We start from the raw sequence: 23,076 nt of genomic DNA on the forward strand, positions 1-23,076 counted from the left end.
CTGGCTTGAGCGGCTTGTGCCGGGGCGTTTCGCACCCGCCCGCTCCCCGGTCAAGCGCCGCGGCGGCGCGCAGGGGCCCGGTCCAGCCGGTCGAGGAGGTCGGCGAGGTCCGCTTCCTCCAGCGTGGCGATTGCGCGGGCGAGGCGGTTGGCGAGCAGCGTGGCGGCGGGCGACAGGTCGGTGGTGTCGATGACGACGCGCGGATGCGACACGTCGGCGAGGTGCTGCAGCTCCTCGGCCTCGTCCCAGATCACGTTGAAATACTGGATGACGCGCTGCACGAAGCCCCAGCTCGGCCGGCCGCGCCGTCCGCGTTCGAGCGCCGACAGATAGGTCGGCGTCACGCCGATCTCCGCCGCCATGTCCTTCAGCGCCACGCCCCGCTCGGCGCGCAGCTCGCGCAGGCGCTGGCCGAACGGCGTCACCACGCGCCTCCCAGCTTGCCGGCCCGCCGCAGCCGGACATAGAGCGCCCCGCCGCCGCCGTGGTGGCCGGCGGCCTCCTCGAAGCCGACCACGATCGCGCGCAGATCCGCCTGGCGCAGCCAGTGCGGCGTCGTTCGCCGCAGCACGCCCCGTTCCTCGAAGATCGAGCCGCCCTCGACCGCGCCTCCCCCCTTGCCGGTGACGACGAGCACGACGCGGTGGCCGGCCGCCTGCGCGCCGTGCAGGAAGCGGCGAAGCGCCTCGTGCGCCTCGGCCTGCCGCATCCCGTGCAGGTCGATGACGGCGTCGATGGGGTGAGCGCCGCGCGACAGGCGCTGGCGCAGTCGGCGTTCCAGCGGCGCGAGAGAGGGAACCGTCGGCGCGGGCGGAGGCGGCGGCTTCACCTGCGGCGCGGCCTTGGGCTTCTTCGGCATCGGGCCGGGCGGCGGCTTTTTCGGGGGTTCGGGCGCGGCGGGCGTCGGCGGCGCGACGACCGCTTGCGCGGGATTGGCGGCGGCAGCCGGTCGGCCGGAAAAGGGCGCGATGTGGCGCGTCACATGCGCCCACAGCGCCTGCTCGTCGCCGGTGAGGGTACGGCGGCGTCGCGTCATGGCGTCGTCTCGCGCGGCAGCAGGACCGTGAGGTCCATCGCCTGCCGCACCAGCCCCGCGCGCGCGCCGGCCGCCTCCCCGGAGCCGATGAACAGGTCGGCGCGGGCCGGGCCGAGAATGGCCGACCCGGTGTCCTGCGCGATGGCGAGCGCCTGGAACGGCTCGGTGACGCCGAGCGTGACCGGCAAGGCGACGGAGACGAAGAAGGGCAGCCCGTAGGGCCACAGATTGCGGTCGACCGCGATGGAGCGCAGCGGCGACAGCGGCGCGGAAGCAGCCCCGATGGGGCCATGGGCCGGGTCCATGCCCTCCCCGCGCGCGAAGAAAATATAGGACCGGTTGAGCCGCATGATCCGGCGCGCCTCGGCCGGATGGGCGCGCAGCCACGCCTTCAGGCGGTCGAGGGTCATGTCTTCCAGCGCCATGTGTCCTTCGGCGACGATGACCCGGCCGATGGACGTATAGGGATGTCCGTTGCGCCCGGCATAGACCAGCCGCTCCACGCGTCCATCCGCCAGCCGCACGCGGGCCGAGCCCTGCACCTGCGCCAGGAACAGCTCCACCTCGTCACGGACGTAAAAGAGCGCCAGCCCGCGCCCGGCGAGCGCGCCGTCCTGGATCGCGGCGCGGTCGGGGAACGGCTCGAGGCCGGCCTGCGTCCGCCGCGCGGCGGCGAGTGAGGGATCGAGGCCGGGCGGCGTCTCGCCCGGCGGGAACGTCACGAGGTCGTCCGGCCGGCCGAGCACGGGGACGGGAAACTCCGGAGAGGGCCCGGTTCGCGCCTCCATCTCGGGCTCGTAATAGCCGGTGAGGAAGCCTCGCCCCTCGTCCGGCACGATGCGGAAGGCCTGGAACTCGCGCTCGAAGAAGGCGCGGGCGGGCCCCGGGCCGGCGAGCGCCCGGCGGCACACGGCGCGCAGGGCCTCGGGGGTCGGGAGGCCGGGCCGCAGGGCCGGCGCGTCCGCCACCAGCCCCGGACAGGTGCGCAGGAAGGCGGCGAGCGCCGCCTCGTGGTCGTCAAGCGCCCAGCCGCGCAACGCTTCGAACGCCACGGGCTCCAGGCGCGAGCCGCCCGGACCGGGGCGCGGCGGGGCGATCTGGCTGGAAGCGGTCACGGCGGCGGTTCCGAGGAGCAGGGCGGCCAGCGCCGCAACGAGCGGCGCGGCCGGCATCAATGGCCCGATTCGGTGGCGATCAGCTTCCAGTTGGGGTCGCGGGAGCCGGCCTCGCGGGCGAAGGTCCAGACGTCGGTGACGTCGACGATCTTGTCCGGCGCGCCGTCGACGACGGCGTTGGCGCGATCATAGGTGGCGGTGATGAGCTTGGACACGAACCTCACCGTTACCTGGGCCGAGCGTCCCTTGAGCTGGGCGTCGACGATCTCGGCGCGGTCGATGGAGACGAAGGTCGTCTCCACGCGTTCGCCGCGTTTCTCGCGCTCGGAAATGGCGCTGACGAAGCCATCGTTGACGTCCTTGGAGAGCAGATCCCGCAACGCCCGCCGGTCGCCCTGGGCGAAAGCCATGACGATCATTTCGTAAGCCGACTTGGCGCCGTCGCGGAACGCGCGCGCGTCGAAGGTCCGGTCGGCGGCGCTGATGGCGTCAAGGCCCGCGGCGAGCGGCGTTCCGGGCTCGGCGATGCCCTTCCAGCGGTCGGCCTCGGACTCCGGCTCGCGGTCTCCGGCGCGGTCGCCGAGCTGGACGACGTTCGAGTCGTTGGCCGCGGCGGGGGCGACCGGCTCGGCGCGGCGGACCATGTCGACCGGGCGGCGCTCGGCGCCGGTGCGCGTGCCGAGTACGGAGCGCAGGCGCCAGATGACGAAGACGGCGAGGCCGAGAAAGAAGATCGTCGTCAGGTCGAAAGAGTCCTGCATGAGCGCCTGTTCCGGTCGGGCGGCCGGCCCCACGCCAACGCCCTGTGGAGCATATAGGGTTTTCCGGGCGCGACATAAAGCGTCGCGGCGCGGCGGACCGCGCCCCCGCTTCACCTTGTTCGCTCCACGGTTCCGTGTTAGCCCGCTGGCGCTCGTCGCGGACCACGCCCGGCGACCGAAATTCAAACCCGGTCCGAGGGGGCCGGCCAGAGGAGACACACATGGCTGCAAACGGAAACGGCGCGCAGGACGAAGCGACCGCCCCGTCGCTGAACGCGCTGGCGCAGTTCATCAAGGACCTGTCGTTCGAGAACCCGAACGCGCCGCGTTCGCTGGCCCCGCAGGCGAACCCCCCGCAGATCAGCATTTCGGTCAACGTCAACGCCCGCCCGCTGTCGGACACCGACTACGAAGTGGAGCTGACGCTGGAAGGCAAAGCCGGCGAGGCGCCCAACCTGCTGTTCAGCTTCGAGCTGCTCTACGCCGGCATTTTCCGGGTGCAGAACATCCCGCAGGACAACGTTCACCCGGTCGTGATGATCGAGTGCCCCCGCCTGCTCTTCCCCTTCGCCCGCCAGATCGTCGCCGACGCGGTGCGCAATGGCGGCTTCCCGCCGCTGTTCATCGACCCGATTGACTTCGCGGCGCTCTATCGCCAGCGCATCATGGAAGCGCAGAACACCGGCGGCGACCAGCCCGTCGCCTGACAGGCTTCGTCCCCGACGTGAAAAAGCCGGCCTTCGGGCCGGCTTTTTTGTCGGCTCAGGCGGTCGCGCCGACCGCCGCCTCGTCGCGCGCCATGTACTCGCCCCAGACGGGCGTGCCCCCGCCCAAAGTCGCCACGAAGGCGGCGTGCGCGGCGATCTCCGCCTCGGTGAGGCGGGGCGGCAGCGGCTCCGGCCGCGCCCCGACCTGGCGGGGACCGCCGGCGACCCGCTGGACGCCCGCGCCCGGACTGGACGTCGACAGCCCGAGATCGGCCTGCCGGCCGCCGAGCAGTTCGACATAGACGTCCGCCAGGATCTCGGCGTCGAGCAGCGCGCCGTGTTTTACGCGACGCGAATTGTCGATGCCGTAGCGCTGGCACAAGGCGTCCAGGCTGTTGGAGCCGAACGGATTGCGCCGCCGCGCCAGCGCCAGCGTGTCGACCACCCGCCCCTCGTCGATCGGCGGCCGGCCGAGCCGCCCGATCTCGGCGTTGACGAACCCCATGTCGAAGGCGGCGTTGTGCGCCACCAGCCTGGCGTCGCCGACGAAGGCGAGGAAGTCGTCGCAGATCTGCGCGAAGACCGGCTTGTCGGCGAGGAAGGCGCTCGACAGGCCGTGGACGGCGAAGGCCTCCTCCGGCATGTCGCGCTCGGGGTTGATATAGACGTGGAAGGTCGCCCCGGTCGGGATGTGGTTGAGCATCTCGACGCAGCCGATCTCGACGATGCGGTCTCCGCCGTGAGGGCTCAGGCCGGTCGTCTCGGTGTCGAACACGATCTCGCGGACCGCCATGCCTGCCTCGCCTGTTCAGTCCCGCTCCGCCAGAGCCCGCCGGGCGGCCTCGCCGTCCCGCCCCGCGAAAGCGCGGATCGCCGCCCTCACCTGGTCGCGCGCCGCGTCGAAGCCCCGGCTCGTGTCGATGACCAGGTGGGCGCGGCGGCGCTTCTGCGAATCAGCCATCTGGCGGGCGAGAATCGCCTGAAACCGCTCCTCGGTCATCCCGGGCCGCGCCATCACGCGCTGCTTTTGCACAGCGGCCGGCGCGGAGACCACGGCGACGGCGTCGCACCTTCCCTCTCCCCCCGTCTCGAACAGCAGCGGGACGTCGAGCACCACGAGCGGCCGGCCGGCCGCGACGGCCCCGCGCAGGAAATCGCGCTCGGCCTCGCGCACCAGCGGATGCACGATCGCTTCGAGCCGCCGCATCGCCGCGTCGTCGCCGAGCACGCGCCTTGAAAGGGCCGCGCGGTCGATGGCGCCGTTCGCGGTGACCCCCGGAAACGCGGCCGCGACCGGCGCGACGGCCGCGCCGCGATACAGCGCGTGCACGGCCGCGTCGGCGTCGTGGACCGGCGCGCCCTCGGCGCGGAACATCGCGGCGGTGGCCGACTTGCCCATGCCGATGGAGCCGGTCAATCCGAGCACGAAGGTCATGCGGCGAGGCTCCCCGCGCCGCGCAGGAAGGCGAGCAGCTTCAAAAGCGGCAGACCCAGGATCGTGAAGTGATCGCCCTCAATGCGCTCGAAGAGATGCACGCCCAGCCGCTCCAGCTGGTAGGCCCCCACGCTGCCGAGCACGGCATCGCCGGCGGCTTCGAGGTAGAGCGAGATCATGGCCGGCGTGAGCGTGCGCATGGTCATGCGGGCGGTTTCGACCGTCTCGAACAGCACCGTCCCGTCGCGCACCACGGCGGCGGCCGCGTGCAGCGCGTGGGCGCGGCCCGAGAGCGCGGCGAGCTGGCGCGCGGCGTCGGCCCGGCTTTCCGGCTTGTGCAGGACGACGGCGTCCATGGCCAGCGTCTGGTCGGCGCCGAGCACGAGCCGGCCCGGCCGCCGGGCCGCGACGTCGAGCGCCTTGGCCCGCGCCAGAGCGACCGCCACGCCGCTGGCGTCCGCGCCGGCCGCCCTCGCGTCGCGCTCCAGCCCGCGCTCGTCGATGTCGGCCGGGCAGGGCTCCACCGGAAGCCCGGCCGCCTCCAGCATCGCGATGCGCGCCGCGCTGCGAGAGGCGAGGACGAGCGGCGCGGCGTCGCGCCAGAGCGAGGCCGACGCGCTCATTCGGCGATGAACTTCAGCCGATGCGTCTTGTAGAGGTCGAGGATCGCGGCGGCCGTCTCCTCGATCGACCGGCGCGACACGTCGATCAGCGGCCAGCCGTGCCGGGCGCAGAGCTTGCGGGAATAGGCGATCTCCTCGGCGACCGCCGCCTTGTCCACGTAGGAGCTGGTGTCGCCGGCGTTCAGCGCGAGGAGCCGGTTCTGGCGGATCTGCACGATGCGCTCGGGCGAGGCCACCAGCCCCACGACCAGCGGATGCTTGACGCCCTCCAGCTCGCGCGGCGGGGGGATGCCGGGCACGAGCGGGATGTTGGCGGCCTTGATGCCGCGATTGGCGAGATAGATGGAGGTCGGCGTCTTCGACGTGCGGGAGATGCCCACGAGGATGACGTCGGCTGTCTCCAGGTCGGGCGGCAGCTGGCCGTCGTCGTGCATCATCGTGTAGTTCAGCGCGTCGATCCGCTTGAAGTAGTCGGCGTCGAGCACGTGCTGCGCGCCCGGTCGCTGCGTCGACGCCGCGCCCAGATAGGACTGGAACATCGCCAGGACCGGTTCGAGGACCGACAGGCACGGGCAGCCGAACTCGCGGCAGGCGTCCTCGAGCCGTCGCGCCAGGTCCGGCTCCACCAGCGTGTAGAGCACCATGCCGGGGGCCGCCTCCAGCTCGTTCAGTACGCGGTCCAGCTGCGCCTCGCTGCGCACCAGCGGGTACATATGCTCGATCGCCGAAATCCCCTGGTACTGGGCCGCGGCGGCGCGGCTCACCGCGATCAGGGTCTCGCCCGTCGCGTCGGAGACGAGGTGAAGATGAAAATAGCTGCGTCCCACGCCTGTCTCCCGTCGGCCGTCTCCGCCTCGCGCCGCCGCCCCGCCTCCCGGCCGCCCAAGAGCGCCTGTGGAGTTCTGTGAATGACGGGGAGGACCGGCCGACTCCGACCCTCCGGCGGGAACACTCTCACCTTCCCCCCGTTCGCGATCAACAGCGCTGTCGCGCTGGAGCGATTCAGGGCCGCGTTGCCCACATCGTCGGACGGGCGCGGCCGGCCGGACAAGGCCCGCAGCCGTTAACCTTTCGTAAACGATTTGGGCGCCTTCATAATTTCTTAAGGAGTGTGGCGGGATCCGGACGGCCCGGCGGACTCGCGAAGCCGGAACCCGGCGAGGGCAAGCTGTGGGCGGCCTGTGGACGATTTGGAACCCCGGCATTTCCCGGTCTAGAAACAGAAACTGAATCAAGAATCTCTCTCATAGATAGGTTGATTGGCGTGCCTTTGAGCGTGAGCCCCGCCCCGGCGGACGGACCGAAAAAGCCCCTGATGCGCGTGCTGGCCGGAGAGCGGCTGGACAAGCCGCCGATCTGGATCATGCGCCAGGCCGGGCGATACCTCCCCGAATATCGGGAGCTGCGCGCCAGGGCCGCCTCGTTCATGGATTTCTGCTACACGCCGGCGATGGCCGCCGAGGCCACGCTGCAGCCGATCCGCCGCTACGGGCTCGACGCCGCCATTCTGTTCAGCGACATCCTCGTCGTCCCGGACGCGCTCGGCCAGCAAGTGGGCTTTGCGGAAGGAGAAGGGCCGCGCCTGCCGCCCGTGACGTCGATGGCGGAGCTCGCCAGGCTGCGGGACGAGATCGACCTGGAGCGCCTGGGGCCGGTGTTCGAGGCCATCGGCAGGGTCCGCGAGGGCCTGCCGGCCGAGACCACCCTGCTGGGCTTCTGCGGGGCTCCCTGGACCGTCGCGAGCTACATGATCGCCGGCAAGGGCACGCCGGAGCTCGCGCCCTCCCGCCTCGCCTCCTATCGCGACCCGGCCTTCCTGCAGGCGCTGATCGACCGGCTGGTGACGGCCTCGATCGCCTATCTCACGCGGCAGTTCCACGCCGGCGTCGACGCGGTGCAGATCTTCGAGAGCTTCGCCGGCGCGCTGCCGGCCGCGTCGCTGGAGCGGTGGTCGCTGGACCCGATCCGCCGCATCGTTTCGGGCGTGCGCGCCAACGTTCCGGGCGCGCGGATCATCGTCTTCGCGCGCAATGCCGGGCTCGGCCACGCGCTCGTGCCGTCGACCGGGGCCGACGCGGTCGGGCTCGACTGGAGCATCGACGGCGCCTGGGCGGCGCGCGAGGTGCAGAGCCAGCGCCCCGTGCAGGGCAACCTCGACCCGCTGACCGTGGTGGCGGGCGGGCAGGCCATGGAGCGGGGCATCGACGAGGTGCTGGCGCGGTTCTCCGGCGGACCGCACATCTTCAATTTCGGCCACGGGATCGTTCCCGAGACGCCGCCGGAACATGTCGCCGCGCTGGTCAAGCGCATCCGGGGGGCGTGAGCGTGACCTACGAGTGGATCAAGGCGCTGCACGTCGTCGCTATCATCTCGTGGATGGCCGGCCTGCTCTATCTGCCGCGCCTGTTCGTGTACCACGCCGACGCGCCGAAGGGCTCCGACGCCTCGGAAACCTTCAAGGTCATGGAGCGCCGTCTGCTCAAGGCGATCATGACGCCGGCCATGGTCGTGAGCTGGCTGGCCGGGCTGTGGCTGATGATGGAGATGGGCTGGTACAAGGCGGGGTGGTTCCACGCCAAGCTCGCTCTGGTTCTGGCGCTGAGCGGGGTCCACGGCCTGCTGGCCCGCCACGTCCGCCTGTTCGCGCGCGACGCCAACGGGAAAAAGTCGCGCTATTTCAGGATCTTGAACGAAGTTCCGACGCTCATCATGATCGCCGTCGTGGTCCTGGTGATCGTCAAGCCGTTCTGAGCGGCCTCGCGAGGGGCTTGTTTCGTAACGCGAAAACGGCTAGAGAGCGAAGGGTCCTCACCCCACGATCGTCGGGTTTCCTCGCGCTGCGGCTCCCGCCCAGCCTCGGGCCACGAAGCCCGAATGAGGAACTTCCCCGACCGGTCTCACGTTTTCACAATCCCACGCATATGCGCGCCCGCGTCTCCTGACGGGCGTATCTCAGGACCCTCCCATGCGGGAAATCAAGCTGCAGGACCTCAAGGCTAAGTCGCCTACCGAGATGCTGACCTTTGCCGAAGAGCTGCAGGTCGAGAACGCCAGCACGATGCGCAAGCAGGAGCTGATGTTCGCCATCCTCAAGCAACTCGCCTCCAACGAGGTCGAGATCATCGGGGAAGGCGTGGTCGAGGTGCTGCCCGACGGGTTCGGTTTTCTGCGCTCGCCCGATTCGAACTACCTCGCGGGCCCGGACGACATCTACGTGTCGCCCTCCCAGATCCGCCGTTTCGGCCTGCGCACCGGCGACACGGTGGAAGGCCAGATTCGCAGCCCGAAGGAAGGCGAGCGCTATTTCGCGCTGCTGAAGGTCAACACGATCAACTTCGAGGACCCGGACAAGGCGCGGCACAAGGTCAATTTCGACAACCTGACGCCGCTTTATCCGAACTCCCGCCTGAAGCTCGAGATCGAGGACCCGACGCGCAAGGATTTCTCGGCGCGCGTCATCGACATCGTCTCGCCGATCGGCAAGGGCCAGCGCGCCCTCATCGTCGCGCCGCCCCGCACCGGCAAGACCGTGCTGCTGCAAAACGTCGCGCAGTCGATCACGACCAACCATCCCGAGTGCTACCTGATCGTCCTGCTCATCGACGAGCGGCCCGAGGAAGTGACCGACATGCAGCGCTCCGTGCGGGGCGAGGTCGTGTCCTCCACCTTCGACGAGCCGGCGTCCCGCCACGTCCAGGTCGCCGAAATGGTGATCGAGAAGGCCAAGCGCCTGGTGGAGCACGGCCGCGACGTGGTGATCCTGCTCGATTCGATCACGCGCCTCGGGCGCGCCTACAACACCGTGGTGCCCTCCTCCGGCAAGGTGCTGACGGGCGGCGTCGACGCCAACGCCCTGCAGCGGCCGAAGCGATTCTTCGGCGCCGCGCGCAATATCGAGGAAGGCGGCTCGCTCACCATTATCGCGACCGCGCTGATCGATACCGGCAGCCGCATGGACGAGGTGATCTTCGAAGAGTTCAAGGGCACCGGCAATTCCGAGATCATCCTGGACCGCAAGGTCTCGGACAAGCGGGTGTTCCCGTCGCTGGACATCACGCGCTCGGGCACCCGCAAGGAAGAACTCCTCGTGCCGCCGGACGTGCTCAAGAAGATGTACGTGCTGCGCCGCATCCTCAACCCGATGGGGACGGTGGACGCCATCGAGTTCCTGCTGGACAAGCTGCGCCAGACCAAGACCAACCAGGACTTCTTCGACTCCATGAACACCTGAGCCGGAACGGCCGCGAGGCGGTCGATTCGGACTCGAAACGCCACGCGGGCAACACGCGTCGACGGCGTTCCGGACGCTGGTATGACCGGTCATCCCACCGATACCATCTTCGCCCTCGCCTCGGGCGCGGGGAAAGCCGCGCTCGCGGTGATCCGGATCAGCGGACCCCGGACTCGATTCGTCCTCGAAACAATGGCCGGGACGGTCACCCAACCGCGCCGGATGAGCCGTCGAACGTTGCGGGACGGAACGGGCGCGCCGCTGGACGATGCCCTGGTGGTGTTCTTCCCTGGGCCGGCCAGTTTCACTGGCGAAGACAGCGCGGAGCTGCATCTCCATGGCGGGCGAGCCGTCATCGAGAGGGCGCTGGCTTCGCTCGGCGCTCTCGTGGGATGCCGCCTCGCCGAACCGGGCGAGTTCACCCGCCGCGCCTTCCTCAACGGGAAGCTCGACGGAACCGAGGTCGAGGCGCTCGCGGATCTCATCGACGCCGAGACCACGGGCCAGGCTGCCCAGGCGCTGGCCCAACTCCGCGGCGCGTTGTCGACCGCCATTTCCGACCTTCGTTCCCGCTTGCTGCACGCGATGGCGTTGTTGGAAGCCGGACTCGATTTCGCCGACGAAGGCGATGTCGAGCCCGACACCCTGCCCGTTCGCGAGGCGCTGGGCGATGTCGCGGGCCTCATCGACGCATTGCTGGCCGACGCGGGTCGGGGCGAGAAGGTCCGCGAAGGCGTGAACGTCGTCATCCTGGGCCGCCCAAACGCCGGGAAATCAACTCTCCTGAATGCGCTCGCCCGACGCGACGTGGCGATCGTGACCGACACACCGGGCACAACCCGCGATCTGTTGGAAGTCCGGCTTGAACTCGCCGGCGTTCCGGTGACGCTGGTCGATACGGCCGGACTTCACGAGACGAGCGATCCCGTGGAGCGCGAGGGAATTCGGCGCGCACTGGTCCGAGCGGAGCGGGCTGACCTCGTCATATGGCTGGCGTCAACCGGAGACGAACCCCCGCCCTCAGTGAACGCGCCTCTGCTCAGCGTACAGTCCAAGGTCGATTCGACTCCGGATCGATTTGGGTGCTCCCTCGAAATTTCCGCGCGAACCGGTGAAGGGATGGACGCCCTTCTTGGCGAGCTGGAAAGGTGTGTCCGCGACCGCTTCGGGGGTGAGACTGCTGTGGTGACGCGCGAACGCCATCGTCTCGCGCTCGAAGCCGCCAAGCGGCGGGTCGAGAGCGCCATCGAGGGACTGGACGAAGGCCGACTGCCTGAACTGGTGTCAGAGGACATGCGGCTCGCCACACGTGAGGTGGAGCGGATCCTTGGCCGTGTCGACGTCGAGCAGATGCTGGACACGCTATTCTCGGGCTTCTGCATCGGAAAATAGGTCGTTTCACGTGAAACGCGTTTTGACCCGCACAAGCGCCTTCGCTACAAGCTGAGCGAGGAGATTTCGATGCATTTCGACGTGCTTGTTGTGGGAGGCGGACACGCCGGCACCGAAGCCGCATGCGCGGCCGCGCGCATGGGCGCACGGGTCGCGCTCGTGACGTTCGACCCCGCGAAGATCGGCGAGATGTCATGCAACCCGGCCATTGGGGGCCTCGGCAAGGGCCATCTCGTGCGCGAGATCGACGCTCTCGACGGCGTCATGGCGCTCGCCGCCGACCGCGGCGGCATCCAGTTCCGGGTCTTGAATCGCAGGAAAGGCGCGGCCGTTCGAGGGCCACGCGCTCAGGCCGATCGCCGTCTGTTCAAGGCGGCGGTCCAGCAGATCGTCTCCGAGACCCCGGGCCTCACCGTGATCGCGGGGGAGGTCGCCGACCTTGAGATTCAGGATGGTCGCGTGCACTCGGTGAGCCTGGCCGACGGCCGGCGACTCGCGGCGGGCGCCGTCGTCCTCACGACCGGAACGTTCCTGAACGGCGTCATTCATATCGGCGAGCTGAAGCACAAGGCCGGGCGGGTCGGCGAGGCGCCTTCGGTCCGGCTGGCCGACACGCTGGCGCGGCTTCAATTGCCGCTCGGCCGCTTGAAGACCGGCACGCCTCCCCGCCTCGACGGCCGCACCATCGACTGGGCCGGGGTGGAGATGCAGCAGGGAGACGATCCGCCGGAGCCATTTTCGGCGCTGACCTCCGCCATCACGCGCCCGCAGGTCGAATGCGGGGTCACGCGCACCGTCGAGGCCGGGCACGAGCTGATCCGCGCTAATCTTCACCGGGCTCCGATCTATTCGGGCGACATTTCCGGGCGAGGGCCACGCTACTGCCCCTCCATCGAGGACAAGGTCGTCCGCTTCGCCGACCGCGGCTCGCATCAGATTTTCCTTGAACCCGAGGGGCTGGACGACCCCACGATCTATCCCAACGGCATCTCGACCTCCCTTCCCGCCGAGGTTCAGGCCGCCTTTGTCCGCACCATCCCCGGGCTTGGTCGGGTCGAGATCCTTCGGCCGGGCTATGCGGTCGAGTACGACTTCGTCGATCCCCGCGCGCTGGAGCCGACGCTGGAACTCAAAGCCGTCAGCGGCCTGTTCTTGGCCGGGCAGATCAACGGGACCACGGGGTACGAGGAGGCGGCAGGGCAGGGGCTGTTGGCCGGAATGAACGCGGCGCTGCGCGCCTCCGGCGGGGCGCCGGTCGTGCTCGACCGGAGCCAGGCCTATATCGGCGTCCTTGCCGACGATCTGGTCACACGAGGTGTAACCGAGCCCTACCGCATGTTCACGTCGCGGGCCGAGTACCGCTTGTCGCTGCGCGCCGACAACGCCGACGAGCGGTTGACGGATTGGGGTGCCAGGCTGGGCGTCGTCGGGCGCGAGCGGCGGGACGCGTTCCGGGCGCGGCAGTCACGACTGGGGATCCTCCGCGCCAGGCTCGAGAGCCTCGTCGCCAGTCCGAACGAAGCAGCTCGGCATGGTCTGGTCATCAACCAGGATGGCGTCCGGCGTACCGCTTTCGATCTGCTGTCGCGGCCCAACGTCTCGTTCAATGACCTCGAGCGGATCTGGCCTGAGTTGGTGGACGCCCCGGATTGGGCGCGAGATCGGGTCGAGACGGACGCGAAGTACGCGGTCTATCTCGACCGCCAGCATGCCGACGTCGCGGCCTATCGGCGGGACGAGGCCCTGGTGCTCCCCTCGGACATCGATTTTGGCAGCATCTCCGGCCTTTCGGCGGAGTTGCGGCAGAAGCTCAATGCGGTTCGCCCCCGAACCCTTGGCCAGGCGGGCCGATTGGAGGGAATGACCCCCGCTGCGCTCACTTTGTTGGCGGCGCACGCCCGGCGGACGGGAGTCGCCGCGTGACAATCGATTCGGATCGGAAAAGATCGGAAGTCGACCATCGCGCCGACCGCGCCAGGGCGTTGGCGCTCGTCCCGGTTTCACGTGAAACAGCTGCGCTCTTCGACCGTTACGTCGCGCTCCTGGAGAAATGGCAAAAGATCAAGAACCTGGTCGGCCCCGCCACTCTCGCCGAAGTTTGGACGCGGCACATCGCCGATTCGGCTCAACTCGACGCTTTGGCGCCAAAAGCAGAGACATGGGTCGATCTCGGGTCCGGCGCCGGGTTTCCAGGATTGGTGATCGCCATCATGCGACGCGAAGACCCGGACTTCCATATGGAGCTTGTGGAGAGCAACGGGCGAAAATGCGCATTTCTGCGCGAAGTCTCACGCGAGTTCGGGTTGAACGTGACGGTTCGCGACGGCCGTATCGAGGATGTCCTGGCGGGATGGACCGCGCCCGTGGACGTCGTGAGCGCGCGCGCCCTCGCCCCGCTCTCTGCGCTTCTCGGGCTGAGCAGCGAGCTGTTGAAAACCGGGGCGATCGGACTCTTTCCCAAGGGACAAGATGTAGAGCACGAATTGACCGAAGCCTCTAAATATTGGAGAATCAACGCGTTGACCGTGGCCAGCAAGACCGATCCCAAGGCCAGGATCGTCCGGGTCGAGGCGCTCGCGCCGAACCCGTCTCCGCCACGGTCGTGATCGGGTAACTGAAGGCGGCGACATGGCGATCGACTCGATCCGGCTCAGCAGGGACGGCGGGCTGCCCAGGGTTCTGGCCCTGGCGAACCAGAAGGGCGGGGTCGGCAAGACCACGACCGCGATCAACCTCGGCACTGCCCTCGCCGCCATCGGCGAGCGCGTGCTGATCGTCGACCTCGACCCGCAGGGCAACGCCTCGACCGGGCTCGGCATCGACCGCAAGAGCCGCCGCGTTTCGACTTACGACGTCATGGTCGGCGCGCATACTCTCGCCGAAGCCGTGCTGGAAACGGCGGTGCCGCGCCTCAGCGTCGCCCCTTCGACTCTCGATCTGCTCGGCGTGGAGCTGGAGATCGCGTCGGAGCGCGACCGGGCGTTCCGCCTGCGCAACGCCATCGTGAAGCTGCATGAGGCCGCCCGCCTCAGTGGTGAAGAGGGTTTCAGCTACATCCTCGTCGATTGCCCGCCTTCGCTGAACCTGCTCACCATCAACGCCATGACGGCCGCCGATTCCGTGCTGGTGCCGCTGCAGTGCGAGTTCTTCGCGCTGGAGGGCTTGAGCCAGCTGCTCAAGACGGTAGAGCAGGTGCGCGCGGCGCTGAACCCGCGGCTGGGCATCCACGGCGTGGTTCTGACCATGTTCGACCCGCGCAACAACCTTTCGAACCAGGTCGTCGAGGATGTGCGCCAGTTCATGGGCGACAAGGTCTACGACACCATCATTCCCCGCAACGTCCGCGTGTCCGAAGCGCCCTCGCACGGGAAGCCCGTGCTGCTGTATGACTTGAAATGCACCGGCGCGCAGGCCTATTTGCGGCTCGCATCCGAGGTGATTCAGCGCGAACGCGCGCTCCAGGCCGCCTGAGCGCCGGACCGACATGTATCAGGAGAGTTCCATGGCCGACGAGCCGATCCGTCCACGCCTCGGTCGTGGCCTTGCCGCCCTCATCGGGGATGTCGGCGACGAAATCGGCGCGGTGGAGCGGGCCAGGGGCCAGCGGCGCGTGCCGGTCGAGTTCCTGCGGCCCAACCCGCGCAATCCGCGAAAAGGCTTCGACGAAGCCGAACTCGACGATCTTACCGCCTCGATTCGCGAAAAAGGCATTATTCAGCCCATTCTCGTTCGAACCTTGCCGGGCGTCGCCGACGTCTACGAGATTATCGCCGGCGAGCGCCGCTGGCGTGCCGCCCAGCGCGCCGGCCTCCACGAAGTGCCGGTGATCCTCGTCGAGGCGGGGGACCGGGAGGCGCTCGAGCTCGCCATCATCGAGAACGTCCAGCGCGCCGACCTGAACGCCCTCGAGGAGGCGATGGGCTATGAGAAGCTGATCGCCGAGTTCGAATATGCCCAGGCCGATCTCGGCCGCATCATCGGCAAGAGCCGCAGCCACGTCGCCAACACGCTGCGGCTGCTCAAGCTGCCGGAATCGGTCAAGGAACTGGTGCTCAAGGGAGAGCTCAGCGCCGGCCATGCGCGCGCCCTTCTCGCGGTGTCGGATCCCGAAGGGGCCGCGCGGCGGATCCTGGAAAAGGGCCTGAACGTCCGCGATGTCGAGCGCATGGCGCAGGAGGACGCCCAGGCGGCTCCGGAGACGAAATCGGGCGGAAGCGCGCGGGCTCAGCGCGAGAAGGATCCGGACACGCGGGCGCTCGAAAAGGCGCTGGAAGACGTGCTCGGCATGATCGTGACGATCCAGCACGGCGCCCGGGGCGGCGAATTGCGGATCAAATACAAGACTCTGGACCAGCTGGACTCGCTCTGCCGCCGCTTGCGCGAGTAGCGCCCCCAGGGCGTCGAGCACAAGCCGCGCGATCGCTCCACCGCTCAGCGGTTGCTTTGCATCTGCGGCGGCATGCTCTTGGTGTAGTCGATCGCGAACAGCGAGGGATCGGGCCGGTGCGTCTGGTCGACGTTCCGCAGGTTCACGGTCGTCTGGTAGCCCTGCGGATCGACGATCACCCATTGGCGCAGCACGTAGGTGCGGGCGTCGAAGAACAGCTCGATGCGCGAGGTGCCGCCGAACGTCGACCTGTCTTCCAGCAGCACCGACACGAGGTCGGGCGCGGGGTGGACGTCGATCACCCTGGTGTCGCGCGTGAGGTCCAGCTTCTCCTTGAGCAGAAATTTCAGCGGCGTCTGGGCGATGCCGTAGAGGTCCTGCGTGCCCGCGCGGCCGTCGCGGATCACCACGGAGTTGCCGTCCGCGACGATCTCGAGCGAGGCGGGCGGGTTGTATTCGAACCTCAGCCGGCCCGGTTTCTGCACGTAGAGACGGCCCTCGGCGCGGCGGCCATTGCCGCCCACCTGCACGAAATCGGCTGAAAGCGTCGTCATGGCGTTCAGCGCGACGTTCACGCGCTCAAGGACGGTCTTGGGCGAGAGGTCGACAGCGGCGGGCTGCACGGTCGCAGGCGGCGCGGCCGGCGCGGGAGCGACACGCGCCGGGGCGGCGGCCGGCGACGGCGAAGCAGCGCTGGGGACCGCGACCGGAACGGGCTGGGTCGCCGAGGCGAATTCGGCCGGGCGGGGCAGAGGCAGGGGGATGCGGGCCGGGGCCGCCGGAGTGGCGGCAGGCGCGGGGCGCGGCGCGACGGCGGCGGCCGGCGGGCGCAGCTGCAAGGGCGCGCCCTGCGCCCAGACGGGGCCGACGCCAAGCGAAACACTCGCCACAACCAGAACAGAGAAAGAACGAAGTGACATCATCGGGTGAGAATTACCGATCCCGTGTGGCGCTTTCGCGGCCCGGCGGACTTCGATCCGCGGCTGCATGGACCGGAAACGAGCGGGGGAAGGCTTTCGATCCATGGGCGGCGGAGCGCCCCGGGGCAGTATTCACGGTTCGCGAGCGCGGTCCAGAGAATCCGGGCGCGCGACCTCGCGCCCCGGTCAGTCGTCGTCGTCGAAGGGCGCGTCGTTGCGCGCAGGGGCCTCGACCAGGATCTCGCGCTTGCCCGCGTGGTTCGCGGGCCCGACGATGCCTTCCTTCTCCATCCGCTCCATCAGCGAGGCGGCGCGGTTGTAGCCGATCTGCAGGCGGCGCTGGATGTAGGACGTCGAGGCCTTCTTGTCGCGCAGGACGACGGCGATCGCCTGGTCGTAGAGGTCTCCGCCCGGCGCGCCGAACTCGCCCTTGTCGAACACGGGCGAATCCTCGGCGTCGGCGTGCTCGCCTTCCTCCTCGTCGACGAGGACGGATTCGAGGTACTGCGGCCGGCCCTGCATCTTGAGGTGAGCTACGACCTTCTCGACCTCGTCGTCCGACACGAACGGTCCGTGCACGCGGCTGATGCGGCCGCCGCCGGCCATGTAGAGCATGTCGCCCTGGCCGAGGAGCTGTTCCGCGCCCATCTCGCCGAGAATCGTGCGGCTGTCGATCTTCGAGGTCACCTGGAAGGAGATTCGGGTCGGGAAGTTGGCCTTGATGGTGCCGGTGATGACGTCGACCGAGGGTCGCTGCGTGGCGAGGATGACGTGGATGCCGGCGGCGCGCGCCATCTGCGCCAGGCGCTGGATCGCGCCCTCGATCTCCTTGCCGGCCACCATCATCAGGTCGGCCATCTCGTCGACGATGACGACGATGTAGGGCAACGGGGCGAGATCCATGACCTCGTCCTCGTACACCGCCTCGCCGGTCTCGCGATCGAACCCGGTCTGCACGGTGCGGGTGATGACCTCGCCCTTCGCCTGCGCCTCCGACACGCGGGCATTGAACCCGTCGATGTTGCGCACGCCGAGCTTCGACATCTTCTTGTAGCGCTCTTCCATCTCGCGGACGGCCCATTTGAGCGCCACGACCGCCTTCTTGGGGTCGGTGACGACGGGCGTCAGCAGATGGGGAATGCCGTCATAGACCGACAGCTCGAGCATCTTGGGATCGACCATGATCAGGCGGCACTGCTCCGGCGGCAGGCGGTAGAGCAGCGACAGAATCATGGTGTTGATGGCGACCGACTTGCCCGAACCCGTGGTGCCGGCGACGAGCAAATGCGGCATGCGCGCCAGCTCGGCGATCACGGGTTCGCCGCCGATCGTCTTGCCCAGGCACAGGGCCAGCTTGAGCTTGGTCTTCTCGAAATCCTCGGAGGCCAGCAGTTCGCGCAGGTAGACCGTCTCGCGGCGCTGGTTCGGCAGCTCGATGCCGATGGCGTTGCGGCCGGGCACCACCGCCACGCGGGCGGACACCGCGCTCATGGAGCGGGCGATGTCGTCGGCCAGGCCGATGACCCGCGACGACTTGATGCCGGGCGCCGGCTCCAGCTCGTACAGCGTCACCACAGGGCCGGGATGCACCTTGATGATTTCGCCGCGCACGCCGAAATCCTCGAGCACGCCTTCCAGCAGCCGGGCGTTCTGTTCCAGCGCGTCGCTGGAGACGGCCTGTCCGGCCTGCAGGCGGCGCGGTTCGGCCAGCAGGGCGAGCGGCGGCAGCTTGTAGTCGTCGGCGTCGAGCAGCGAGGGCTGCGCCTCGCGGGCAAGCCGCTTGCCGGGGCGGGGGGCGGGCGCGCGCTGTCCGACGCGCGGCTGCGCCGTGGCGTCGATGACCGGCCCACCCGGCGCGGCCTGGTCTTCGTCCTCGTCTACGTCGTCGATGTCCACCGGATCGGGCCTGCGGCGGGTCTCCTCGCGGGGCGGCGAGGGTTCGCGTGGCGCGAGCGCGCGCTCGGCGGGGATGGCGAAGTCCGGTTCGGCGCGGTCCGGCGACCGACGGGAGAAGCCCGCGAGCGGGTCCGGTTCGGCCGCCGGCGTCAGACTGCGCAGCCGCGCCATCAGGCCCGGCCGCGAGCCCCGGCGGGCGAGGCGGCGTGCGATGGCGGCCTTCAGGCTGAGCAAAGCGTGGATCAGCGCGCCGACCGACACGATTCCAAGGCCCGGCTCGCCGCCGCGGTCCTCCTCCTCGAGATCGTCGATCCGGGCGGGCGGGCGGCTTTCGCGCGATTCCGCCTCGGCCTCCTCGGCCTTCTCGAAGCCCATGCCGGATGCGGCGGAGAGGCTAAGAATGGCGAATCCGGCGATCGCCAGCGCCACGGCGGCGCGAATCGGGCCCGCCCCGAACGTATGGCGGACATAGCCCATGATCATGTCGCCGAGCGCGCCGCCGAGCCCGGTCGGAAGCGGCCAGCGGCCGGTGGTCGGCAGGGCGCTGGCGACGGCCGCGGCGGCGACGGTGCCCGACAGCCAGAGCACGACGCGCAGGCGTGCCCGAACCATGGGCCGGCCGGAGAGCAGGCGCAGTCCGGCGAGAGCGGGCGGGGCGAGCAGCGCGATGGCGGCGATGCCGAGGATCTGCATCAGGATGTCGGCGACGATGGCGCCGGGACGGCCCATCAGGTTCCGCACCGGGCCCTGGATCGCGTAGTTCAGGCTGGGGTCCTGCACCGACCAGGTCACCAGCGCGACGCCGCAGGCGGATGTGAGCGCGAGCAGGGTCAGGCCAGTGATTTCCGCCGCGCGGCGCATCAGGAAATCCCGAAGCGCGTCGGTCAGATGGTCGAATCCAGATCGGCTCGCACGTGTTGTCCGCATCACCCTACCCGACAGGAGGACGGAGGCCGCGACGCCAGGGTCGCTCAAGGTCCGACACTAGGGCGGTGCGGTTAAAGGGGCCTTAACCTTCGTGCTCGGTTAACCCCTGGGAAACCACGTTGACGTCGAAAAAAAGGGCGACCGTCGGTCGGTCGCCCAGTTCTCGGGAGGCCGGAGGGGCGCGGCCCCTCCGGTAAACGCTGTCGACGCCGCTCAGTAGTTGTAGGCGCGCTCGCCGTGCTCTGCGATGTCGAGACCTTCGCGCTCCTGCTCCTGCGTGACGCGCAGGCCGAACACCAGGTCGACGACCTTGTAGAGGATGGCGGAGCCGACGCCGGACCACACGACGGTGAGCGCCACCGCCTTGATCTGCGCCGAAACGGCGGTCCCGAACTCGTAGGCCGCTGACACGGCCGTGCCGGGGCTGGCGACGTAGTCGACGAGGCCGGCGCCGCCCAGCGCCGGGTTGACCAGCACGCCTGTGGCGATGGCCCCCAGGATGCCGCCGACGCAGTGGATGCCGAACACGTCCAGCGAGTCGTCGTAGCCCATGGCGTTCTTCACCGTGGAGCAGAAGAAGAAGCAGACGCCGCCGGCGAGGAGGCCGAGCACGATGGACCCCATCGGCCCGGCGAAGCCGGAAGCGGGCGTGACGGCGACCAGACCCGCCACCGCGCCCGACACCATGCCGAGCAGCGAGGGCTTGCCCTTCACGGCCCATTCCACGAACAGCCAGGACACGGCGGCCGCGGCGGTGGCGACCATGGTGTTGACGAAGGCGAGCGCGGTGGTGCCGTTGGCTTCGAGGTTCGAGCCGGCGTTGAAGCCGAACCAGCCGACCCACAGCAGCGCGGCGCCGATCATTGTCATGGTCAGCGAGTGCGGCGCCATCAGCTCCTTGCCGTAGCCGACGCGCTTGCCGAGCAGGATCGCGCCCACCAGGCCGGCGATGCCGGCGTTGATGTGCACCACCGTGCCGCCCGCGAAGTCCAGCGCGCCCCACTTGTAGATCAGGCCGGCGTCGGCGGTGACCTCGTCCAGCTTGGCGGAAGCGGCGGCCTTGGCCGCGGCGTCGCCCGCGTCGGCGACGGCCTTGGCGGCGGCGGCGATCGCATCAGGCCCGGCCCAGTACCAGACCATATGGGCGATCGGGAAATAGACGAAGGTGACCCACAGCACCACGAAGGCGATCAGCGCCGAGAAGCGGATGCGCTCGGCGATGGCGCCGACGATCAGCGCCGGCGTGATGCAGGCGAAGGTCATCTGGAACACCATGTAGACGTATTCCGGAATGACCACGCCATTGGAGAAGGTGGCGGCGGTCGAGCTGGCGTCGACGCCGCGCAGGAAGGCCTTCGAGAAGCCGCCCACGAAGTCGTTCAGCGAACCGCCATTGGTGAAGGCGAGCGAGTAGCCGTAGATCACCCACAGCAGCGCGACGATGGAGACGATCGCGAAGATCTGCGTCAGCACGGACAGCATGTTCTTGGTGCGGACGAGCCCGCCATAGAACAGGGCCAGGCCCGGGATCGACATCATCAGCACCAGCGCCGAGGCGACCAGCATCCAGGCGGTGTCGCCCTTGTTCGGCACGGGCGCGGCGTCCTGGGCCATGGCGATGGCGGGCAGCGCGCTCAGCGCAAGGCCGGCAGCAATCGCCTTGATCGGAGTAGAGAATTTCATTGGAAAATGACTCCTGTCCAGAACGCCGGCTCAGAGCGCGTCGCCGTCGCGTTCGCCGGTGCGAATGCGGACAGCCTGCTCGATGGGGGAGACGAAGATCTTTCCGTCGCCGATCTGGCCGGTCTTGGCGGCGGTGGTGATCGCGTCGATGACCTGCGGCACGAGGTCGGCGGCCACCGCGACCTCGATCTTCAGCTTCGGCAGAAAGCTCACGGCGTATTCGGCGCCGCGATAGATCTCGGTGTGGCCTTTCTGGCGGCCATAGCCCTTCACTTCGGTCACGGTGAGGCCATGCACGCCGATGGAGGTCAGCGCGTCGCGCACCTCCTCCAGCTTGAACGGCTTGATGATCGCCATCACGATTTTCATGAGTCGGGTCCCCGTTACGCCACCCCCGCGCCGCTGCGCGGTCGTTCCGCAGGTGTGCAATCAAGCACCGTGCCAATTGACGTAAGCGGCGTCGGAACGGGCAGTGGGGACGTGTTCGGGGACGGAAGGGGTCGTTCGGCCGCGCGGAGCGGCCGAGCCTGCACAATCCTTGTGCATCGAGGCTGGATTCGAGGCAGGGCCTCAGCGCTTGACGCGGATGAGGCCTTCCTGCGCGACGGATGCCACCAGTTCGCCGGACTGGGTGAAGATCGAGCCTCGCGCGAAACCCCTCGCGCCGCCGGCGAAGGGGCTATCCTGGGCGTAGAGCAGCCATTCGTCGGCGCGGAACGGCTTGTGGAACCACAGCGCGTGATCGAGGCTCGCCGGCAGGATGTCGCGCTCGAACACGGTGCGGCCATGCGCGACGAGCGTGCTGTCGAGCAGGGTCATGTCGGAGGCGTAGGCCAGAACGCATTGGTGAATGGCGGGATCGTCGGGCAGGCGGCCCGTGGCCCGGATCCACACGTTGAAGGACGGGTCGCGCTTCTCGCGGGAGGCGTAGCGCTCGAACTCGACCGGCCGCAGCTCGATCGGCCGCTCGCGGGAGAAATAGGCGCGCACCGGGTCCGGCATGGTGGGCAGAATGCGCGACCGGATCTCGTTTTCGTCCGGCAGTTCGTCCGGCGACGGAGTTTTGGGCGGCGCGATCTGATGCGAGAAGCCCTCTTCCTCGACATGAAACGAGGCTGACAGCGTGAAAATGGCGTTGCCGTGCTGGATCGCCTTGACCCGGCGGGTTGCGAAGCTGCGCCCGTCCCGGATGCGCTCGACCTCGTAGATGATCGGCACGGCCGGGTCGCCGGGCAGGACGAAATAGGCGTGCAGGGAGTGCGGCTGGCGGCCCTCGACGGTGCGCGTCGCCGCCACCAGCGCCTGGCCGATCACCTGGCCGCCGAACACGCGCTGCCAGCCGACCTGCGGGCTGCGCCCGCGGAACAGGTTCACCTCGAGCTGCTCGAGATCAAGGATCGCGAGAAGATCGCTGACCGCCTTCGTCATGTCATGGCCTGCCCGATTCGCGTCGCCGATGCCCTTTATGGCACCGCACAACGCGGTTGGGCAGGGTTTTGACGACGAATCCGCGCCTCACGAGGCCAGGTTGCGGGCGATATCGTCCACGGTGTGCTTGGTGAGGTCCTTATGCAGCTCGCCGATCACCGCCGACTTCAGATTGTCCGGGAGCGCGGCGCGCAAGTCGCCCAGCACCTTGGGCGGGGCCACGAGCACGACGGCGTTCATCTGGCCGGACGCCGCCAGCGCGGTGAGCCCGCGCACGATCTCGCCGGCGAAGCGATGCTCCTCCATCTCGTGCCAGTCCGTGTCGGCATAGGCGCTGCGCCCCGTGCCCATGCTGGACATGGCGCGGCCTGGCCGGTCGGAGCCCTGCTCGCGGGTCGGCGGGTTTTCGGAGGCGAGAACGCGGTGGACGGTCAGGGCGATGCGGTCGGGCCGGCCCTCGTTGCGCAGGAACAGCGCGCGGCGTCCGTCGCCCACGATCACCCAGGCGTCGTGCGGAACCAGAAACTCTGCCATG

At 69.0% G+C, this 23,076-nt stretch carries 23 protein-coding genes; 9 read left to right on the forward strand and 14 right to left on the reverse strand.

Annotated elements, in window-relative coordinates; translation table 11 throughout:
* Positions 1–50 precede the first annotated feature (50 nt).
* The 4 genes from NK718_RS08975 to NK718_RS08990 are packed head-to-tail and all read right to left on the reverse strand — an operon-like array spanning position 51 to position 2,912.
* Positions 51–425, reverse strand: coding sequence for a helix-turn-helix domain-containing protein (locus tag NK718_RS08975; protein ID WP_254740780.1), 375 nt, complete (start codon positions 423–425; stop codon positions 51–53).
* The gene (locus NK718_RS08980) at positions 422–1,036 is read right to left on the reverse strand and encodes a Smr/MutS family protein (protein WP_254740782.1); all 615 of its coding nucleotides are present in this window, start codon (positions 1,034–1,036) and stop codon (positions 422–424) included. The genes NK718_RS08975 and NK718_RS08980 overlap by 4 nt, the downstream gene beginning before the upstream one ends.
* Positions 1,033–2,151, reverse strand: coding sequence for a murein transglycosylase A (gene mltA, locus NK718_RS08985; protein WP_254740784.1), 1,119 nt, complete (start codon positions 2,149–2,151; stop codon positions 1,033–1,035). The genes NK718_RS08980 and mltA overlap by 4 nt, the downstream gene beginning before the upstream one ends.
* 56 nt (positions 2,152–2,207) lie before the next feature.
* A complete protein-coding gene (locus NK718_RS08990; RefSeq protein ID WP_254740786.1) occupies positions 2,208–2,912 on the reverse strand; it encodes a Tim44/TimA family putative adaptor protein in 705 nt (234 codons plus the stop codon).
* A 221-nt stretch (positions 2,913–3,133) separates the two neighbouring features.
* Here NK718_RS08990 and secB point away from each other — a divergent pair, with 221 nt between their 5' ends.
* Positions 3,134–3,619 (forward strand): protein-export chaperone SecB, encoded by a 486-nt coding sequence (gene secB / locus NK718_RS08995; protein ID WP_254740788.1) that lies wholly within the window; start codon positions 3,134–3,136, stop codon positions 3,617–3,619.
* 55 nt (positions 3,620–3,674) lie between these two features.
* Here secB and dnaQ read toward each other — a convergent pair whose 3' ends face one another.
* The 4 genes from dnaQ to NK718_RS09015 are packed head-to-tail and all read right to left on the reverse strand — an operon-like array spanning position 3,675 to position 6,504.
* The gene (dnaQ, locus tag NK718_RS09000; RefSeq protein WP_254740790.1) at positions 3,675–4,412 is read right to left on the reverse strand and encodes a DNA polymerase III subunit epsilon; all 738 of its coding nucleotides are present in this window, start codon (positions 4,410–4,412) and stop codon (positions 3,675–3,677) included.
* 15 nt (positions 4,413–4,427) lie between these two features.
* Positions 4,428–5,054: a dephospho-CoA kinase gene (gene coaE, locus NK718_RS09005; RefSeq protein ID WP_254740792.1), complete on the reverse strand. Its 627-nt coding sequence runs from the start codon at positions 5,052–5,054 to the stop codon at positions 4,428–4,430.
* Positions 5,051–5,677: a Maf family protein gene (locus tag NK718_RS09010; protein WP_254740794.1), complete on the reverse strand. Its 627-nt coding sequence runs from the start codon at positions 5,675–5,677 to the stop codon at positions 5,051–5,053. The genes coaE and NK718_RS09010 overlap by 4 nt, the downstream gene beginning before the upstream one ends.
* Complete coding sequence (locus tag NK718_RS09015) at positions 5,674–6,504, reverse strand: pyruvate, water dikinase regulatory protein (protein WP_254740796.1); 831 nt, start codon at positions 6,502–6,504, stop codon at positions 5,674–5,676. Before NK718_RS09015 ends, NK718_RS09010 begins: the two co-directional genes overlap by 4 nt.
* A 449-nt stretch (positions 6,505–6,953) precedes the next feature.
* On the opposite strand from NK718_RS09015, the gene hemE reads away from it, so the two are divergent.
* The 8 genes from hemE (at position 6,954) to NK718_RS09055 (ending at position 15,687) form a co-directional block, all read left to right on the forward strand.
* On the forward strand, positions 6,954–8,000 hold the full coding sequence (gene hemE, locus NK718_RS09020; RefSeq protein ID WP_371877253.1) for a uroporphyrinogen decarboxylase: 1,047 nt from the start codon (positions 6,954–6,956) through the stop codon (positions 7,998–8,000).
* A gap of 2 nt (positions 8,001–8,002) precedes the next feature.
* On the forward strand, positions 8,003–8,428 hold the full coding sequence (gene hemJ / locus NK718_RS09025; RefSeq protein ID WP_371877254.1) for a protoporphyrinogen oxidase HemJ: 426 nt from the start codon (positions 8,003–8,005) through the stop codon (positions 8,426–8,428).
* A 214-nt stretch (positions 8,429–8,642) separates the two neighbouring features.
* Positions 8,643–9,908 carry a transcription termination factor Rho gene (gene rho / locus NK718_RS09030; RefSeq protein ID WP_254740801.1) on the forward strand — a complete coding sequence of 422 codons (1,266 nt, stop codon included), beginning with the start codon at positions 8,643–8,645 and terminating at the stop codon, positions 9,906–9,908.
* A gap of 81 nt (positions 9,909–9,989) precedes the next feature.
* Positions 9,990–11,300 (forward strand): tRNA uridine-5-carboxymethylaminomethyl(34) synthesis GTPase MnmE, encoded by a 1,311-nt coding sequence (gene mnmE / locus NK718_RS09035; RefSeq protein ID WP_254740803.1) that lies wholly within the window; start codon positions 9,990–9,992, stop codon positions 11,298–11,300.
* A gap of 69 nt (positions 11,301–11,369) precedes the next feature.
* A complete protein-coding gene (mnmG, locus tag NK718_RS09040) occupies positions 11,370–13,223 on the forward strand; it encodes a tRNA uridine-5-carboxymethylaminomethyl(34) synthesis enzyme MnmG (protein WP_254740805.1) in 1,854 nt (617 codons plus the stop codon).
* Between the two features lie 2 nt (positions 13,224–13,225).
* On the forward strand, positions 13,226–13,906 hold the full coding sequence (gene rsmG / locus NK718_RS09045; protein ID WP_371877255.1) for a 16S rRNA (guanine(527)-N(7))-methyltransferase RsmG: 681 nt from the start codon (positions 13,226–13,228) through the stop codon (positions 13,904–13,906).
* 22 nt (positions 13,907–13,928) lie between these two features.
* Entirely contained in the window at positions 13,929–14,771 is an 843-nt protein-coding gene (locus NK718_RS09050; RefSeq protein WP_305883667.1) for a ParA family protein, read from the forward strand.
* Positions 14,772–14,802: 31 nt separating this feature from the next.
* Positions 14,803–15,687, forward strand: coding sequence for a ParB/RepB/Spo0J family partition protein (locus NK718_RS09055; protein ID WP_254740807.1), 885 nt, complete (start codon positions 14,803–14,805; stop codon positions 15,685–15,687).
* A gap of 44 nt (positions 15,688–15,731) precedes the next feature.
* On the opposite strand, the gene NK718_RS09060 is transcribed toward NK718_RS09055, so the two are convergent.
* The 6 genes from NK718_RS09060 to NK718_RS09085 all read right to left on the reverse strand — a co-directional run bounded on the left by NK718_RS09060 (position 15,732) and on the right by NK718_RS09085 (position 23,075).
* On the reverse strand, positions 15,732–16,526 hold the full coding sequence (locus tag NK718_RS09060) for an outer-membrane lipoprotein carrier protein LolA (protein WP_254740809.1): 795 nt from the start codon (positions 16,524–16,526) through the stop codon (positions 15,732–15,734).
* A gap of 267 nt (positions 16,527–16,793) precedes the next feature.
* On the reverse strand, positions 16,794–19,430 hold the full coding sequence (locus NK718_RS09065; RefSeq protein ID WP_254740811.1) for an FtsK/SpoIIIE family DNA translocase: 2,637 nt from the start codon (positions 19,428–19,430) through the stop codon (positions 16,794–16,796).
* A 213-nt stretch (positions 19,431–19,643) separates the two neighbouring features.
* A complete protein-coding gene (locus NK718_RS09070) occupies positions 19,644–21,113 on the reverse strand; it encodes an ammonium transporter (protein WP_371877249.1) in 1,470 nt (489 codons plus the stop codon).
* Between the two features lie 30 nt (positions 21,114–21,143).
* Positions 21,144–21,482, reverse strand: coding sequence for a P-II family nitrogen regulator (locus NK718_RS09075; RefSeq protein WP_254740813.1), 339 nt, complete (start codon positions 21,480–21,482; stop codon positions 21,144–21,146).
* Positions 21,483–21,683: 201 nt separating this feature from the next.
* Positions 21,684–22,541 carry an acyl-CoA thioesterase II gene (gene tesB / locus NK718_RS09080; RefSeq protein WP_254740815.1) on the reverse strand — a complete coding sequence of 286 codons (858 nt, stop codon included), beginning with the start codon at positions 22,539–22,541 and terminating at the stop codon, positions 21,684–21,686.
* An 87-nt stretch (positions 22,542–22,628) separates the two neighbouring features.
* Entirely contained in the window at positions 22,629–23,075 is a 447-nt protein-coding gene (locus tag NK718_RS09085; RefSeq protein WP_254740817.1) for a baeRF12 domain-containing protein, read from the reverse strand.
* Between the last annotated feature and the right edge of the window lies 1 nt (position 23,076).

This window comes from Alsobacter ponti (assembly GCF_024294805.1).
Classification (GTDB): domain Bacteria; phylum Pseudomonadota; class Alphaproteobacteria; order Rhizobiales; family Beijerinckiaceae; genus Alsobacter; species Alsobacter ponti.